This window comes from Nitrospirota bacterium (genome assembly GCA_016207905.1).
GTDB lineage: Bacteria > Nitrospirota > Thermodesulfovibrionia > Thermodesulfovibrionales > JdFR-86 > JACQZC01.
The window spans coordinates 1-17464 of sequence record JACQZC010000039.1; the positions used below are offsets into that span (position 1 = coordinate 1).

Annotated in this window: 19 protein-coding genes; 6 read left to right on the plus strand and 13 right to left on the minus strand. The window is 43.5% G+C overall.

Going from position 1 to position 17464, the window contains the following annotated elements:
* Positions 1–170 precede the first annotated feature (170 nt).
* Positions 171–575: a DUF559 domain-containing protein gene (locus HY805_04525; GenBank protein ID MBI4823479.1), complete on the minus strand. Its 405-nt coding sequence runs from the start codon at positions 573–575 to the stop codon at positions 171–173.
* Between the two features lie 453 nt (positions 576–1028).
* Between HY805_04525 and HY805_04530 the strand changes: the two genes are divergently transcribed.
* From HY805_04530 to guaB, 3 genes are all read left to right on the plus strand, one after another.
* Positions 1029–1637 (plus strand): hypothetical protein, encoded by a 609-nt coding sequence (locus tag HY805_04530; GenBank protein ID MBI4823480.1) that lies wholly within the window; start codon positions 1029–1031, stop codon positions 1635–1637.
* 206 nt (positions 1638–1843) lie between these two features.
* Positions 1844–2140, plus strand: coding sequence for a hypothetical protein (locus HY805_04535; protein ID MBI4823481.1), 297 nt, complete (start codon positions 1844–1846; stop codon positions 2138–2140).
* Positions 2141–2568: 428 nt separating this feature from the next.
* Positions 2569–4029, plus strand: coding sequence for an IMP dehydrogenase (gene guaB / locus HY805_04540; GenBank protein ID MBI4823482.1), 1461 nt, complete (start codon positions 2569–2571; stop codon positions 4027–4029).
* Positions 4030–4040: 11 nt separating this feature from the next.
* Here guaB and HY805_04545 read toward each other — a convergent pair whose 3' ends face one another.
* The 6 genes from HY805_04545 to HY805_04570 all read right to left on the minus strand — a co-directional run bounded on the left by HY805_04545 (position 4041) and on the right by HY805_04570 (position 8172).
* On the minus strand, positions 4041–5189 hold the full coding sequence (locus HY805_04545; GenBank protein MBI4823483.1) for a cation:proton antiporter: 1149 nt from the start codon (positions 5187–5189) through the stop codon (positions 4041–4043).
* Positions 5190–5293: 104 nt separating this feature from the next.
* Positions 5294–6157: a universal stress protein gene (locus HY805_04550; GenBank protein MBI4823484.1), complete on the minus strand. Its 864-nt coding sequence runs from the start codon at positions 6155–6157 to the stop codon at positions 5294–5296.
* The gene (locus HY805_04555; GenBank protein MBI4823485.1) at positions 6144–7235 is read right to left on the minus strand and encodes a sulfite exporter TauE/SafE family protein; all 1092 of its coding nucleotides are present in this window, start codon (positions 7233–7235) and stop codon (positions 6144–6146) included. The genes HY805_04550 and HY805_04555 overlap by 14 nt, the downstream gene beginning before the upstream one ends.
* Position 7236: 1 nt before the next feature.
* The gene (locus tag HY805_04560) at positions 7237–7497 is read right to left on the minus strand and encodes a hypothetical protein (GenBank protein ID MBI4823486.1); all 261 of its coding nucleotides are present in this window, start codon (positions 7495–7497) and stop codon (positions 7237–7239) included.
* Between the two features lie 17 nt (positions 7498–7514).
* Positions 7515–7946: a hypothetical protein gene (locus HY805_04565; protein MBI4823487.1), complete on the minus strand. Its 432-nt coding sequence runs from the start codon at positions 7944–7946 to the stop codon at positions 7515–7517.
* A 43-nt stretch (positions 7947–7989) separates the two neighbouring features.
* The gene (locus HY805_04570; protein MBI4823488.1) at positions 7990–8172 is read right to left on the minus strand and encodes a hypothetical protein; all 183 of its coding nucleotides are present in this window, start codon (positions 8170–8172) and stop codon (positions 7990–7992) included.
* 215 nt (positions 8173–8387) lie between these two features.
* On the opposite strand from HY805_04570, the gene HY805_04575 reads away from it, so the two are divergent.
* Both HY805_04575 and HY805_04580 read left to right on the plus strand, forming a co-directional pair.
* Positions 8388–9812 (plus strand): GHKL domain-containing protein, encoded by a 1425-nt coding sequence (locus tag HY805_04575; protein ID MBI4823489.1) that lies wholly within the window; start codon positions 8388–8390, stop codon positions 9810–9812.
* Positions 9802–11163 carry a sigma-54-dependent Fis family transcriptional regulator gene (locus tag HY805_04580; protein MBI4823490.1) on the plus strand — a complete coding sequence of 454 codons (1362 nt, stop codon included), beginning with the start codon at positions 9802–9804 and terminating at the stop codon, positions 11161–11163. Before HY805_04575 ends, HY805_04580 begins: the two co-directional genes overlap by 11 nt.
* On the opposite strand, the gene HY805_04585 is transcribed toward HY805_04580, so the two are convergent.
* The 3 genes from HY805_04585 to HY805_04595 are packed head-to-tail and all read right to left on the minus strand — an operon-like array spanning position 11160 to position 13352.
* Positions 11160–12056: a universal stress protein gene (locus tag HY805_04585; protein MBI4823491.1), complete on the minus strand. Its 897-nt coding sequence runs from the start codon at positions 12054–12056 to the stop codon at positions 11160–11162. The genes HY805_04580 and HY805_04585 overlap by 4 nt on opposite strands.
* 1 nt (position 12057) lies before the next feature.
* Positions 12058–12471, minus strand: coding sequence for a hypothetical protein (locus HY805_04590; GenBank protein ID MBI4823492.1), 414 nt, complete (start codon positions 12469–12471; stop codon positions 12058–12060).
* Positions 12472–12482: 11 nt separating this feature from the next.
* Positions 12483–13352 (minus strand): sulfite exporter TauE/SafE family protein, encoded by an 870-nt coding sequence (locus HY805_04595; protein ID MBI4823493.1) that lies wholly within the window; start codon positions 13350–13352, stop codon positions 12483–12485.
* 461 nt (positions 13353–13813) lie between these two features.
* On the opposite strand from HY805_04595, the gene folP reads away from it, so the two are divergent.
* Positions 13814–14659: a dihydropteroate synthase gene (gene folP / locus HY805_04600; protein MBI4823494.1), complete on the plus strand. Its 846-nt coding sequence runs from the start codon at positions 13814–13816 to the stop codon at positions 14657–14659.
* On the opposite strand, the gene HY805_04605 is transcribed toward folP, so the two are convergent.
* The 3 genes from HY805_04605 to HY805_04615 are packed head-to-tail and all read right to left on the minus strand — an operon-like array spanning position 14656 to position 17270.
* Positions 14656–15609, minus strand: coding sequence for an ATP-binding cassette domain-containing protein (locus HY805_04605; protein MBI4823495.1), 954 nt, complete (start codon positions 15607–15609; stop codon positions 14656–14658). The genes folP and HY805_04605 overlap by 4 nt on opposite strands.
* Positions 15600–16559 (minus strand): ABC transporter ATP-binding protein, encoded by a 960-nt coding sequence (locus HY805_04610; GenBank protein MBI4823496.1) that lies wholly within the window; start codon positions 16557–16559, stop codon positions 15600–15602. The genes HY805_04605 and HY805_04610 overlap by 10 nt, the downstream gene beginning before the upstream one ends.
* Positions 16560–16565: 6 nt before the next feature.
* A complete protein-coding gene (locus HY805_04615) occupies positions 16566–17270 on the minus strand; it encodes a tetratricopeptide repeat protein (protein MBI4823497.1) in 705 nt (234 codons plus the stop codon).
* Positions 17271–17464 lie beyond the last annotated feature (194 nt).

Here is a 17464-nt window from a genome sequence, read left to right on the forward strand (position 1 = left end):
ACCGGTTGATCCACTTATAGACCGTCTTGCGGCTGACACCGTAAGTAACCGAAAGCTCTGTGATTGTGAAACAACCTTTAAGCCAGTTCGAAATCAAACTCACTCTCTCGTCCATAGGTCTCACCTCTCTCCATGGCATCACAATACCTCCTTGCTCTGCCATTATACTGTTACCCATGTCCGTAGGTTAATCTGTTACCTATGTTAGCAGGTTGCACCCATTTTCTTGTCCCCTCTATTAAGAGGGGATAAAGGGGTGTGTTTTTCATAACATCTTTGTCTGAAAATCTTAAAACGGTTATTCCCAATTTATTTAATCTCTCAACCTTGTCTTTATCCCTTTCAAATGTCTCTTCAAAACTATGTGTGTAGCCATCTATTTCAATTGCCAGCTTTAACTTATTACAGAAGAAATCTACAATGTAGCTACCAATAGGCTTCTGCCTGTGAAAATTATATCCCTTTACCTGATTCCACTTGAGATAGTTCCAGAGTATAATCTCGGTTCTTGTGCTATTGTTTCTTAACCTTTGAGCCAGTTCTTTAAGTTTTGGGTTGTAGTATATTTTGTTCATTACACACCCCCAGCCCCTCTTGATAGAGGGGAGCATAACTGACCGTATGTTGTCCCTTCCTCTCTCTGAAGTAAGAATAACCCCTTTGCCCTTATCTTAAGCAGGCACATCTTTTCTGTCAAGAAAAATTGCTTCTTATTATGAAAAAAAACTTGCTATTTGAGAACTGCTCTGATAAACTTCTCGATATAATTTAATTCCTTATTAAGGAGGTGGATACGATGAGAAGACTGTTTTTATATGCCTTAACCCTTATGCCAATGGTCATGGCTATAGCTTGCGCAACAGTAGAAAAGAAGTAGGGATTTTATACTTCAACGAAAGGAAGGGACAACGCCTCATGGGAACATGAGAAGCGTTACTGATTACTACCAGGCTTTTGAGAGAGGCAAAATGATATTTCAAGACCTGAACTTCCCATTTATTCTGCTTAGGAATGTGTGCTTCCCAAGGATGTTTTCCTTCGTAATCCTCTCCGTTAGCATATTCTTTTTTGCCATTGCCTGCTACGGGCAGGAGCTCGGCACTTTAAGGGAAAAGATAGTTCTTCTTCCGGGCTCCGATGTTGCTCTTGCTTATGGGACGATTCAGTGCTATGACTACGACAAATATTTTGTAATAACAGCTGAACCACCCGCTTCACCAGGTAGTAACATCCTCGTAAAGCGCAAGGCTGACTACGACGGCTCTATTGCATGTAGCTATATTGTGGAAGATAAGGACTTCGAGGTTAAAAACGAATGGGCGGAATATTTCTTTGGAATATATGAGGACCTCCTTTTTGTTGACAGTGGAACATGCCCCTGTCCACGCCTATTAATAATCTATGATATCTCTAAAAAGAAAGAGGTCTATGAGACATCTTATTCCGAGACAATAGAAATAGACGGCTCGAAGCTCTCTTTCTGGTTTGAGACTGAAGAGGCAAACAGGGAGAACTGTCCGAATTATGATGAAATTTCCCATGGAATCAGTGCCGCTATAGAGACACTGGTCATACTCGACCTTAAGGATTTCACTCTGCATAAGACAGATAAAACCCGATGTGAGCACCGCATGTAATATTCATGAAAAAGTTCTTTTTAATTGTATTGTTCTGCCTGATTCTTTTTAACACTTCCAGTCATGCGAAAGATGCCATACTGGGTTCTGATAACGTCACAGTCACAGAACCGATTACATGTTATGAATATGAGAGATACTTTGTAGTTATAAGAGAGGATATCCTCGTAAAATCTAATATCGACTACAAGTCTCTGCCAAAGTGCATGTATGTCGTAATCGATAATGATTTCATGGTCAAGGGAGAGCATTTCTATGGGATATACAAAGACCTCATGTTTACACTCAAGGGTGAAATGCGTAATACATTGTCCATTTACAGCATTCCGGGAAAGAAAAAGATTTACGAAACAGCATATTCAGGACCGATAGAGATAACAAAAGACTCAAAACTTTCTTTCTGGCTTGAGACAAGCATTGCAAGAAATTCGACCTTAATTATTTTACTTTGTCGAAGACGAATCAAACCCGCCATGTCTTCAGATGGCGTAGGTAGGTGGTAAATTATTAATAGGTTCAGGTCTGAAATATTATTTTTTGCCTTTTCCAGATAGCCTGCGGCAGTATGAATAAGTTCAGATACATGTGAGACTGAAATGGTGTATAAAAATTATTTTTATTTTCCCACCCACCCCCCCTGTCTTAAGGTATGGGGGCAAAGCCCCCATGCCCCTTATTATTGTCATTCCGACTTGTTCGGAATCCATCTTTCTTTTAAGAAGGATTCCCGACGCGCTTTGCTTGCGGGAATGACAGAGGGGATAGGGGGACTTTGTCCCCCTATATTAAAAAATAATTCCCCTCCATGAAGGGAGGGGATTAAGGGGAGGGTGAATGACATCATCAGTAAGAAGAATCCCATGGTTTGTCTCATATGTGTTGAACCCATACAGTTGTTTGCCTTATTTAAAGAGAGATGCTAAGATATAAGATGTCTAAGGGAAATCTTCCATTGGGTCTAACTTTCGATGATGTCCTTTTAGTGCCTTCAATGTCCGATGTCGCGCCAAAAGAGGCAGACCTTTCGACAAACTTGACTTCAAATATAAAGCTAAACATACCACTTCTTAGCTCTGCAATGGACACAGTGACAGAATCCGAAATGGCAATAGCAGTGGCAAGGGAAGGTGGCATAGGGATTATACACAGGGCAATGTCTCCTCAAAAACAGGCAGGAGAAGTGGAGAGGGTAAAGAAATCGGAAAGCGGAATGATAATAGACCCAATTACCATCTCCCCACAATCGCCAATATCAGAGGCACTTTCGCTCATGGAGAAATATACAATCTCAGGAGTACCTGTCACAGTCGAGAAAAGACTTGTTGGGATTCTCACAAACAGGGACCTCAGATTCGAGACGCGGTTTGACAAGAGGGTCTCTGAGGTGATGACAAAAGACAGGCTCATTACAGCACCAGTTGGCACAGACTTGGATAAGGCAAAGAAACTCCTCCATAAATACAAAATCGAGAAGCTTCCAATAGTGGATAAGGATTTTAATCTTAAGGGACTTATAACTATCAAGGACATAGAGAAAAGAAGGAAATACCCTAATTCATGCAAAGACAAGATGGGCAGATTAAGGGTTGGTGCCGCAGTTGGAGTTGGCGAAGAGGCAATCGAAAGGGCAGAGATGATTGTGGGCGCAGGCGCCGATGTCTTAGCAATAGACACTGCACATGGCCACACAAAGGCAGTGGTTGAGACCCTGAGGAGACTTAAGAGGCTATTTAAGTTGGATGTTATTGCAGGCAATGTAGCAACCCAGGAGGCAACGAGAGACCTTATAAGGGCAGGTGCCGATGCAATAAAGATTGGAATAGGTCCGGGCTCGATATGCACAACAAGAATAATTGCAGGAGCAGGAGTGCCACAGATTACAGCCATAATAGACTGCTATAAGGTCTCGAGCAAGGCAGGTATACCTCTTATAGCAGATGGAGGCATAAAGTACTCAGGAGACATAACAAAGGCACTTGCAGTGGGTGCAGATGCTATAATGATAGGCTCTCTTTTTGCAGGCACAGACGAATCCCCTGGCGAGATTGTTCTTTATCAGGGAAGAAGCTATAAGGTCTACAGGGGAATGGGCTCCTTAGGAGCCATGCAGTCAGGCACCCGAGATAGATACATGCAGGCTGGCATAGAGTCAAAAAAACTCGTCCCCGAAGGCGTAGAAGGAAGGGTTCCTCATAAAGGACCTCTTTCATACACGGTCAACCAGCTTATAGGAGGACTAAGGGCTGGTATGGGTTACTGCGGTTCAAAAAACCTTAATGAGCTTAAAAGAAAAGCAAGATTCATAAGAATCACCAATGCAGGGCTTAGGGAAAGCCATGTCCATGATGTCATTATCACAAAAGAAGCTCCTAATTACAGGACAGAGTGGTAAAGACAGTTCCTTTAGTCCCATTTTAGCTTTCTTATAATGAGTGGGGTAAGTATGGTCGTTATTAGTGACATGAGGACTACTGCTACATAGATGTCCTGATGGATGATATTAGATGTCAGTCCTATCAGTGCAACTATCATTGCGACCTCTCCCCTCGGAGACATCCCAAGGCCGATAATCAAAGACTCTTTCTTACTGAAACCGACCAGCCTTGAAGGCACACCACAGCCAAGAAGTTTTGTTAATATGGCAATAAGGAGTAAGACCACATAAAATGGTAACATCTTAAATGTTAGTTCCCTGAGATTTGCCAGTATCCCCACACTCATGAAGAATATTGCACCAAAGATTATATGAAGATACTCTGCACCTTCTTTTAGTCCCTTACTGTGTTTGAACCTTACTCCTTCAAGCACAGCACCCGCAAGAAATGCACCAACAATTGCAGAAAGCCCTATAAGCTCAGCAACAGAGGCATACAGAAAACAGAACATCACTGCCATGATAAATAGGAAATCAGGAAACCTCTTAGCAAATTCCTTCTCATCCAGTTTTATGAATAGCTTCTTTATGTGTGGTGCGACAAATATTCCTGCAAGCAAAAAGACCGTTGCTTCTATTGCCACTACCGCTATATCCATAACAGATACATCCCCTTTTGTTGACTGTATAACAATTGACAATGCAATCAACCCTAAGACATCGTCTATTACAGCGGCTCCGATTATTGCCCTTGCAGCAGGGGTATTAAGCTTTTTCATCTCCTCTAAGACCTTTGCTGTAATGGCAATGCTTGTTGCAGTTAAAGAAACACCTATGAACATGGACTCCTTTAATCCATAGCCAAATAAGACACCGATAAAATACCCTGCTACCCATGGCAGGAGAAGCCCAACTAATGCTATGAACATATACTTTATCTGGTAAACATCTCTAATCTTGAATTCCAGTCCTATGGAGAAAAGAAGCAGTATCGCTCCGAGATGGGCAAGCATCTTTATGGCATCGGTATACTGGATGATGCCAATGAGGCTTGGACCAATTATTACTCCGATGACTATTACCCCAACGACTGCTGACTGGTTAATTCGCGAGGATAGAAGATACCCACCGAGGGCAAAAAGCAGAACTAAACTTATCTGTAATTCAATACTTACCATCTGGTAGAAAATCCTATGACTTAAGCCATAGAGGCTTTCAAGGAGGTATTATAACATACCTTTTTCATGCCTTACCGAAGAGGGGCTGGAGGCGTAACAGAGATTTACTTTTTCAAGAGCTTAACAACAAGCACAGGGCAGGGGGTATGACCAATGACCTTTTCTGTGACAGAGCCCATAAGAAGCTTCTTTATGCCTGTTCTGCCATGAGAGCCCATGAATATGACATCTGCTTTCTTTTCTCCTGCAAGCTCCAGTATCTTGGTGTATGTCTCACCTTCTTTGACAAAGGTCTCCACATTCACATTTGATGTGGATGCCTTCTCTTGGACATCTTTAAGGAATGTCTTTGCCTTTTTAATAAGGTCATCAACTATCTCAGGTGCCTGTGCAAGGAACTCATCTGTGACATCAACGACAGAGATTGCTACAAGATTACTACCATAGGATTTTGCAAACTCAACTGCCCTTTCAGTGGCGAGCCTGCCAAATTCCGAGCCATCTACTGCAAGCAGTATGTTCTTAAAGCCTATGTGTGCATCCCTCGGAATAACGAGGACATCCTTCTTTGAATGGCATATAACCCTTGCGGTGACAGAGCCCATGAAAGCCCTTTCGAGGGCTCTCATGCCCCTTCTACCCATCACAATGAGGTCACAGTTTTCCTCTTCTGCTACATCTATAATCTTCTCGTATGCCTCGCCCTGCTCAAGGTTTACCATTACAGAAGCACCCTCTGCCTTTGCAACCTCAGTTGCCTCTTTAATGAGTTTCTCGGCAGAACCTTTTAGGACTTCCTTTATATTTCTTACAGCGGTGAGGTCAAGCTCGCCTTCATAAGATGGCACAACCGCTACCACCTTTATCCAGCTTTTTTCTGTCTCTGCAAGCCTTATTGCCTGCTTGAGTGCATTCTTACTTGAGATTGAGCCGTCATATGCAACGAGAAGCTTTTTATACCTTCCCATGCTCTAATACCTCCTTGGCAGATATTTCATGCTCTGCCCTTCTGCCCTGCCATATGGCACGAATAATAATGAAGGCTCCAATAACTAAGGCTAAAATCATTATAACAAAACTTATATTCCTAAGCATCTTCACTGTGCCTTCGCCCAATGTTGCAATGAGCTTAAGCTGTGACATGTAAACAGGAACCATCAAGCCTCTGCTTACAAGCACAATAACCATTATGACGCCCATCACTACCTTTATTAGATAGGGCTTTACATATGTAGTGCCCATGGCTCCAAGCTGTACACCAAATAAAGAGCCTGCAAGGATTATCATTGCAAGCCGAATGTCCACAAGACCGCTCAGGGCATACTTAAAAGACCCACCACATCCCATGACAAATGCAATAACGAGCTCCGAGGCAGATGCCATGAGGCTCGGTGCCCCAAGAACATAAATCATTGCAGGCACCCCTACAAAGCCTCCAACTGCAATGGTAGCGGCAAGCATGCCTGTTGCAAAGCCAAGTGGTATGGTAAAGAGCACAGAGACCTTTGCCCTGAGACTCTTAAAGTAAACCATAGTGCCTGGTATGTGGATAGACTGCACCCACCGTGCCAGTTTAGTGACCTTCTCCTCCTCAAGTGCGTTCCCTGATTTATGAATCTTCCATGCATCCCTAAGGACATACCCTCCAACTATTGCAAGGATTACTACAAATGCCGTACTCACATAGAGGTTTGAGCCTGCATCCCCAAAACTCTTTTTGATACTCTCCTGTATATGGGCGCCATATAATACTCCAGCCTCGGCGGAAATTCCGAGGACTATCCCTATCTTGACATCCACCTGACCGTATCTTGCGCGCTTTATCGCTCCCACAAGGGCCTTCGGGAACTTATGACACATGTTGCTTGCAACTGCCACAAGCCCAGGCACACCCATGCTCATCATGGCAGGGGTGAGAACAAAGGCACCGCCTGAGCCTATAAACCCGCTTACAAGTCCTCCTACAAACCCAACAATAAATAAGTAGATAATCTTTATGAGGTCAAGGTCTAAAAAATTAACAGCCTCTTTGGCTATATCATTCATCTTATTTTACCCCCTTATGCTTTTTAGAAGCCTCAACACCAAGAGCAGTCCAGAAATGGCTTGTGAAGGTGCCATGGACAATAGAGAATATAAATGCGGTTACTATGGGAAGGATGGCATAAACCACTCCTCCAAGTCCAAAATATTTGTTAATGATGTCCTGCTTCGAGAGCAGAACCGTATACAGTGCTATTGAGCCTATTCCCCACAATACTGTCTTTAAATAAGGCTTTTTTTTCGTGCTTTGTGAACTACCCATCATATTCCTCCTTTATCGTGTTACACTGCCTCCGAGACCACAACGAGTGGACATTTAATCCTGCTCCATGAGTCCGAAAGCTTTTTGCCTTCCTCGCAATCGATATCGAGGGTATTTGAGGATTCTACGATTACAAACTGCAGGTCTCTTCTTTTTTCTGTGTAATCAATAATCTCTTTTTTGATACAACCCTCTTTTCTTTTTGTCACCTTGAAGTCTATTCCCTCTTTTTTTGCCTCATCCCCAAATACCCTTAAAATGTCATCATCCTTAGTTGAGACATAAAGAACCTCAAGCCCTGCACCTATCCTCTTTGAGATATTAAGGGCATATCTAAATGACCTTTTGTCTGATTCATCTCCAGTAAGCACCAGAAGCACATTCTCCTTCCTTAAAATCTCCCTCGCAATGTCAAACTCGCCAGCCTCCGCAAATGCGGAAGCTGACATCATGTCCTCAAAATGCTTCCTTAAATTGCCCAATATTTGTCTTCCCTTAGCTCCTTGCCGGAGCAGGGCTGCCGTCACTGCTTTTTCTTTTTTCCTGAAGGAGTTCAGGCTGTTTCTCCTCTTTGCGCTCAACTTCTTTAAGTATCTGCCTTGCAGTTTCATGCTCACCTGCCTCTGCAAAGGTAATTGCAGTGAATAAGTTCTCAAGCCTCTTCATAAACCTTTTCATACACACCTCCTTGCTTTGTAAGCCAATCTTATACATTCAATTTCCATGCCAGAATCTAACTCATTGAAATATTTAGATTTTTCAGTATGGAGGCACAGAGCCATGTTGCAATATGCATCGCAAAACAGAAACCCCTTTTACTGAAAGCATTTAAGCCTGTTGCATTTAAAAAAGTGGGGTTGCATTTTGCAATGAATTAGTGATAAACTTCAGGTGTGCTTATACAGCCAAGCATTCAGAGAAAGGTAAGCTATGGATATTATCTGTGCCTGGCACTGATAGTCGTTGTGTCGGTTTTAAACTACCTGAACCTCAAAAGGATTGAGAGAAAGATTACCTTCAACCTTATAATCTCCGAGTTCTTTGATGCAACTTTGGAGATGAGGAGGTTTGAGAAGAATTATATCCTTTATAAAAATACCGATGACTACAATGAAAACCTAAAGTTTACAAATGTAGTAGAGGATATTTTAAGAAAAAATAAAGGGGAAATCATAAGATTTTCGCCTGCCACTAACATCTCTCATCTTGAGACCATAATCGCAGAGTATAAATTACTCATGAATGAATATTTCACAGTAAATGCATCGGTAAATCCTACCAGTGAATACATCCTTGAAGGCACGATAAGGGCAAGTGGAAAAGCGATTGTTACTGGAGCAGAAGCCATAGCAGAGCGGGTGAGGGCACGCATGCAATCGCTTATAGTGTTCTCAGGAAGACTCCTGATTGCCTCCATTATGTTTTTGATTGTTGCCGGATGCCTTATCGGTCAATATCTATCCCGCGTGGTTGTAAGACCACTTAAACAATTAGAGAACGCTATGCAGGATGTCTCAAGTGGGCATTTCAACAGCCTCCCCATCACATCATCTGACAGAGAAATAATCTTGTTAAAAGATGCATTCAGCAAGATGATTGCGGAGCTTGACGCCAGGCAGATGCATCTCATCCATTCCGAGAAACTTGCATCACTTGGAACTCTTATTTTCGGCGTAACCCATGAACTTAACAACCCCCTGTCCAACATTTCTACCTCCTGCCAGATCCTCAAGGAAGAATTAGAGAAAGCATCTCCTGAATACAAGAAAGAACTCCTTGACCAGATTGAGAACGAGACCGACAGGGCAAGGGATATTGTAAGGGCAATTCTTGATTTCTCAAGGGCAAGGGAAAAAGAGCGAATAAACCTGAAACAGACGGTCAACGAGTCAATCAGATTTATCAAAGCCGAGGTGCCTTCCAAGATTGATATTATCGTAAACATCCCTGAGGACATCACACTCTTTGCAGACAAGCAGAGAATCCAGCAGGTGTTTCTCAACCTCATAGCAAATAGCATCTCCGCGATACCTGAAGAGGGAAAGATATCAATATCCGCAAATGCCAATACCAGAGACAAGACAACCGAGATAAAGGTCTCTGATACTGGTGTCGGCATGGATAAAACAATTCTTTACAAGGTTTTTGACCCCTTCTTTACCACAAAGTCCGCAAAGAAGGGTCATGGACTTGGCCTGTTCATTGTGCATAGCATCATAGAGGAGCACGGGGGCATAATAGAAGTCGACAGCCAGCCTGGCCGCGAAACGACATTTCTGATAAAACTACCTGAAAGGAGCACTGAGGATGGAAGCTAAGGTAAGACTTTTAATAGTAGAAGACGAAAAGGTAGCGCTCAAAAACCTTGAATATGTAATGAAAAAGGAAGGCTATGCAGTGGTCAGCACCGCAAGCGGTTCCACCGCCCTCAAGATACTCAGTGAGCAGGACTTTGATGTCGTACTGACCGATTTGAAGATGGAAAAGGTAAACGGAATAGAGGTGCTCGGAAAATGTAAGGAACTTTATCCCGACACAGAGGTGATAATGATTACAGCCTATGCAAGCATCCCCTCAGCAGTTGAGACGATGAGGAAAGGTGCTTATGATTATATTGCCAAGCCCTTTAAACTTGATGAGGTAAGAAAGGTTGTGAAGGAGGCAGTTGAAAAGGTAAGGCTTAAGAAAGAAAACGCTGAGCTCAGGGCACTCATAGAGAAGTTTGAAGGAAGGGTAAAGCTCATAACGCAGGAGCCGGCTATGCAGAGGCTTCTTGAGACAGCAAGACAGATTGCACCTACTGACTGCAATATCGTCCTTACAGGTGAAAGTGGCACAGGAAAAGAGCTCTTCTCAAGGTACATACACTTCCATAGCAAAAGGGCTGAAGGGCCTTTCTTTGCAATCAATTGTGGTGCATTCACAGAGGAGCTTCTGGGAAACGAGCTATTTGGACATGAAAAAGGTGCATTCACAGGCGCAACCACGCTCAAGAAGGGGCTTATAGAGATGGCATCAGAAGGCACACTCTTTCTTGATGAGATAATTGAGATGCCAGCCAGCATGCAGGTAAAGCTCCTGAGGGTAATTCAGGAAAAAGAGGTCTTAAGGCTTGGAGCAACAGAGCCTCTGAAAGTAGATGTAAGGTTTATATCTGCAACAAACAGGGATATTCAGGATGCGATAAAGGACGGAAGCATGAGGCAGGACCTTTATTTTAGATTAAATGTTGTCTCACTTCACATCCCGCCTCTTTCAGAAAGAAAAGACGACATACCTCTCCTTAGCTATTATTTCCTGAAGAAGCACTCTACACTTATGAAAAAGGATGTTTCTGAAATCTCAGAGGAGGTCCTATCAGTTCTGATGAATTATGATTTTCCGGGAAATGTAAGGGAGCTTGAAAACATCATAGAGCGAGGTGTTGCACTTACAAACGGAAGCACCATAGAGATTGCCCATCTACCTCTTGACCTAAGGGAGCTAAGCATAAGGACATTTCGTAAAAAAGAAGGCAAGATTCCATCCCTTGAAGAGCAGGAAGAGGCTTACATAAAGTGGGTTCTCAAAGAAGTAGGTGGCAACAAGACCTTAGCCTCACAGATACTTGGCATAGACAGGGTATCACTCTGGAGAAAGCTCAAGAAATACGGGCTTGAGAAGGACTAAGCCCTTTTTAGCTTCACAACCAATACAGCACACCCTGCATGGCCAATGACCCTTTCTGTAACAGAGCCCATGAGGAATTTTTCAACACCTGTCCTTCCATGTGAGCCCATAACTATAAGGTCTGCATTCTTGCCATGGGCAGTCTCAACGATTACCTCATAGGGCCTTCCGCCTGCTATGATGCCCTCAACAGAGACACCTTCTTTTTGAGCAAGCTCCTTTGCCTGTGCTATATCCTTTTCTGCCCTATCAATCTCTACGGAAGCAATAAGGCCCTTTTGCATCTCAAACTGTGTAATATCAAACGGAGAAACCTCTCCTGCATGAACAGCAGACACCACATAGAGCCTTGCCCCGCATCTTTTTGCTATGCCTACTGCCTCAGAAACTGCCTGATTACTAAAAAGAGAGCCGTCTGTTGCAACGAGGATATTCTTACAGAGTATACTTGCCTGCCTTGGAACAACCAACACATCGCATGCCGAATGGCCAATGACCTTTGCTGTAACAGAGCCCATCATGAGCTTTTTAAGACCTGACCTTCCCCGCCTTCCCATAACTATCACATCAGCTTTAAGTTTTCCTGCTTCTTCGACTATTGCCTGATACGGTGCTTCAGTTCTTCTTATGAGTGTCTTACAGTCAACCCCTTCTTTCAAAGCCCTTTCTCTTACAGAGGCAAGGTGCTGTTTTGAGCCAACCTCCATCTTTTCAACGAGCTTTGGTGCGAGGGCTTCAAATTCAGGATTAAACTCTATGACATATAATGCTGAGAGCTCACACTTACAGTTTTTAGCAAGCCTTACTGCTTCCCTTATTGCACCCTCGCTGAACTCTGAGCCATCTGTTGAAAGAAGCAGTCTTTCAAGCCTTATAGAACATAATTCTTCCATATCAGTGCCCTCCTGCCTTCAGTATGCCTGATGCCGCAAGAGCTAAGACTGCTACCTCAAGCACACAAAGGATAAAATATATAGTGTCTTTCTTTTTAAGAAGCACAGGCATGATTGCAATATAGCAGATTATGGTGACACCAGCAAGAAAGGCTATACCTATAAAATTCAGAAAGTCTCCATTTCCAACCATAGAAAGCCATGACCATCCTGCGTGTACATCTGCGGTTTTAAGATACTCATGCACAGAAAGCCCCCAGTATTTCGGCAAATCCTCTATAGGCATATACGGCTTAAGAATGCCTGTGAGGTATACTATGAATGTCACTACGACTGCAAGCAGTCCTAATTTCATGCCTTTGTCAAGAAGCCCTGCGTATATAAGCTGTTCCTCAGTTGCCTGATGTTTTGACATTGACTTCCTCCTTATTTCCAGATTTCAAGCCCTTTAAGCAACGCCCTTAGCCCTGCAAAAAGAAGCATTACTATGACTATATATCTGACTGCGGATGGCCTTGTCTTTGTGAGGATTCTCACGCCAACTATAGAGCCAAGCATTATTCCCACGATAGAGGGCACAACCATCATTGGAAGCACTGCGCCATTGTTCATATAAATCCATGCCGCAGATGTATCTGTTATTGAAAGCAGAAACTTGCTTGTTGCAACAGAGACCTTTAGCGGTGCACCCATCATAAGATTCAAGACAGGCACATTTGCCCACCCAGCTCCAAGGCCAAACATACCTGCCATTACACCTATTATTATAAAGAGAAAAAGACCCTTCAGGGTTCTATGGACCTTCCAGTTTACATCCTCGCCAGTTGATGCCTCGTAATAAACACCGCTTATCCTGAGGGCATTTGAAAGGGCATCTGCCTTTTTAACCTCAGGATACTCAGATTTTTTAGCCATAAGCATTATAAAGACTATACCCAGTATTGTAGCGCCCAATGCTGTCTGCACTATATTTGTAGGTAGTGCAAGACCTATCATTGCACCTACTATGGCACAGGCAGAGGCTATGAGTGCAACTGGTATTGCAAGCCTTAGGTCAGCCAGACCTCTTTTGAGAAGCCCTGGTCCTGCGGCAAGTGCACCTGAAAGCGCAACCAAAAGCCCTGCACCTCTTACAAAATCAAGATGAAACGGGAAAAAACCACCGATTATCGGAACAAAAAGCACACCGCCTCCAACCCCTCCTAAGACTGCCAACACACCTAATATAAATGTCACTACGAATAATACTAAGGGCCAGACCCACCACGGAACATTGCTTTCTGATGTGGTCGGCATCACCACCTCTCCCTCAGATGCAAAAACACCTTCTCCAAAGATACCTGCCACCAATAGTAATAAAACTAAAACTCCAATAAACCTGAACTTAACCAAGGTCTCTCCTCCTTCAAAGTGTTTCAAATAGCAATACTCGTGTTTAATTTTAAAACACTTGATATTACCTTATTTTCGAGTAAAGGTCAAGTCAAGATTTGAGCCTGACAAGCCAAATTAGAAATGTCCTATTTTATGTTATTGCCTCAACGCAATTGTCATTCCCGCTTGTCGGGAATCTTTCCGGCCTGAGTGCGGGAAAGAAGGATGCTGGACAAGCCAGCATGACAGACAGGGATGGCTTAAAAGGGCTGTATAGCATGACTGTTTTTAGGACATTTCTATTTTGGTATTACAGTCAAGATTTGAGCCTGACATAAAGTGGTGCCAGTTGAATTCCCCCTTTTCTGTGTTAAAATCCAGACATGTTGCTCAGTTGGAGAGATTACAGCTTTGACTTTTCCCTGAAGACCTATGTAATGGGTATCCTCAATGTCACGCCTGATTCCTTTTCAGACAGAGGGCTTTATATGGATAAGTTAAGTGCAATAGAGCGGGCATTGGAGATTGAAGACGAGGGCGCAGACATCATTGACATAGGAGGTCAGTCCACAAGGCCAGGCTCAGAGCCTGTGTCAGTAGAGGAGGAGATAAGAAGGACCGTTCCTCTTATTTCTGCCATTTCAGGAAGGCTTGACATCCCAATATCCATTGACACATATAGAGGAGAGGTAGCAAAAAGAGCTATCGAGGCAGGTGCATCCATTGTCAATGATATAAGCGGATTAAGGTTTGACCCTGAGATGGCATCTGTTGTTGCACGCTCCAGTGTCCCTGTCATAATCATGCACATAAAAGGCACTCCAAAGGATATGCAGAAGAGCCCGAAATATAAGGCACTGATTTTAGAGATTATGGATTATCTAAAAGAGGGCATAAGGATTGCGACAGGTGCAGGCATCAGAGAGGACATGATTGTCATAGACCCGGGAATCGGCTTTGGAAAAACATTTGACCACAACCTCGAAATAATAAAAAACCTCCATGAATTCACCCTCCTTGAAAAACCCATACTCATAGGCCCTTCGAGAAAGGCATTCATAGGAAGGATTCTTGGAGATGCACCTCCTGAAGAGAGGCTCGAAGGCACAGCAGGAGCAGTTGCAATCTCGGTATTTAATGGTGCAAATATAGTGAGGGTACATGATGTAGCCCGAATGCTAAAGGTCGTAAAGGTTGCGGATGCAATAAGAATAGGAAGAATCCTCTAAAAGGGGTTCCAGAGATGGCATGAAACCAATCTTCCCATGTGTTCCTTTAGCAATGGGATGACCCTGTCGCAGGGCTGAAATCTCTTTGGGCATCTCGGATGAAACGGACATCCCGAAGGTATATTTATAGGGCTTGGCACATCGCCTTTTAAAGATGGTTTTGTCCTGACCACTGGTTTTATGCTTGGCAAAGAGGAAAGTAATACCTCTGTATATGGGTGAAGGGGCTTGCCAAAAAGCTCCTCTGCAGGCGAAAACTCTACAATCTTTCCAAGGTACATCACTGCCACCTCATTGCTTAAGTATTCGACAACCCTGAGGTCATGGCTTATGAAGATGAACGAAAGTCTGAACTGCCTCTTTAGCTCGATAAGAAGATTCAGGATTTGTGCCTGTATGGAGACATCTAAAGCAGAAAGAGGCTCATCCGCAACAATGACCTCCGGGGATGTAGCAAGTGCCCTCGCAATGCAGAGTCTCTGCCTCTGTCCTCCGCTAAACTCATGAGGGTATGAGCTAAGGACATCATTCAGCCCGACCTGTCTTAAAAGCTCTATAACCTTGTCTTTTAGCTCGGATTTCCTTGAAAGCCCATGTATCTTAAGAGGCTCTGAGATTGTATCAAATACAGTCTTTCTCGGATTAAGGGATGCAAATGGGTCCTGAAATATAATCTGAACTGACTTTCTGAATGCCTTTAGCTTGTCGCCTTTCAATTCAAAGACATCCCTGTCCTTGAATAGCACCTTGCCTTCTGTTGGCAGGATGAGCCTCAGGATGAGCCTTGCTATGGTGGATTTTCCGCATCCTGATTCTCCAACTATGGAAAGCACCATTTCTTTCTCTAATGAAAGGCTGACTCCGTCCACTGCCTTAAGAAGTTCATGCCTCATTGGAGATACCCTGAGGAGGAAGTGCTTTTTGAGCTCCTTAACCTCTATTAGTGCCATCTTATCTCCTCTGCCCTAATGCACCTTGAGCTGTGCCCTGAGGAGATTTCCCTTAGAATTGGCTCTTCCTTTTGACACTCAGGCTTCATAAACCTGCACCTCGGAGAAAACTTACAGCCTGCCGGAAGGCTCTCTAACTTTGGCACAGAGCCTGGTATTGGCGTAAGAGGTATATCCTTTCTTTGTGGCAGGGATTCAAGAAGCCCTATAGTGTATGGATGAGCCGGAGATGAGAATATCTCCTCGGTAGATGCAGTCTCGACAAGCCTTCCTGCATACATAACCGCAACATCCTTTGCGTTTTCCCTTATTATCCCCAAGTCGTGAGTTATAAGAAGTATGGACATATCCCTTGTCTCTATAAGCCCCTTAAGGAGTTCGAGGATTTGTGCCTCTATCGTTACATCGAGGGCAGTTGTTGGCTCATCGGCAATCAGCAAAGAGGGATTACATGCAATTGCCATTGCTATCATTATCCTCTGCCTCATCCCTCCTGACATCTGGTGCGGATATTCCCTCAAACGAATCTCTGGAGATGGAATCTTCACTGCCCTCAAGAGGTCAACTGTCATTTCATCGGCATGTTTTTTTGAGACCTTAAGGTGGGTGGTGATAGCCTCTTTTATCTGGTAGCCAACCCTTAATACCGGGTTTAAAGAGGTCATCGGCTCCTGAAATATCATAGAGACCTCCTTGCCCCTTACCTTCTGCATCTCCTCATCCCTCAGACCAAGAAGGTTTCTGCCATTAAGGAGTACACTTCCTTGTGCCTGAAAATTCTGAGGAAGTATGCCCATAATGGAAAGGGCAGTAAGGCTTTTTCCACATCCGCTTTCGCCAACAAGTCCTGATACAGAGCCTTCACTTAGGCTAAAATTCAGGTCATTTACAATCCTTACTGGTTTTGCTTTGAAGGATATATTAAGTCCCCTTACCTCAAGAAGGGACACTAACTTTTACTCTCCTTTTTTAAGGAGATTGATATAGGATTCTGCTTCTTTGAGGTTTGGATTCTTGCTGAGGGCGGTTGACCATTCTTCGAAGGCAAGACCTGTAAAGCCTTTCATGTAGTATGTAAGACCGAGTTGAACCCATGCATGCCCGTAATGAGGGTTTATCTCTTTTGCCTTGGTAAAATGCTCTATTGCCTCGTCATAAAGCTCCTTGTTCCTCAAGGCAATGCCTAACTTGGTATGAACATCAGCAAGGTTTGGCTTGAGCTTGAGGGCTTTCTTATACTCCTCTATTGCATCCTCGTAAAGGGAGAAATCGAAGTAGAGATTGCCTAACCTGTAATGCTCATTAGCCAATTTTCCTGCTACAAATGGGTCAAGCTTTCCTGGAGAGGAAACAGCTATCTGAGATGCCTTTAAGAAGACCTCCTGTGCCTTTTCAAACTCTCCAATCTCGTTATATGTTATAGCCAGATTCAGAGATGCCTCTGTGTATCTCGGATTCAGCTCGATAGCCCTTTTAAAATTATTCACTGCATCGCTGTAAAGACCCTTTAGACTTGCTATTACGCCTAATTTATTATGCACATCCGCATAATCTGGCTTTAGCTTTATTACCTCCTTGAGCATTACCTCTGCCTCTGAGTATCTGCCTTTATCGTACAGCTCTCTTCCGTGCTCGTAAAGCTCTCTTAAGGTCTCATCCATAAAACAGAGTATAGAGGAAATCATGGATAAGGGTCAAGTCTGGCTCTCTTTCTTGTCAAGCCAAAGTAGAAATCTCTTTGCCTCATGTGTGCCTTGTCCTCTTTTCATTCTACCTCCTTCAATCCTGTCACCCTGAACCCTAACCGTCACCCTGAACTCGATTCAGGGTCTAATGTTTTTGCTTTAGTTTATAG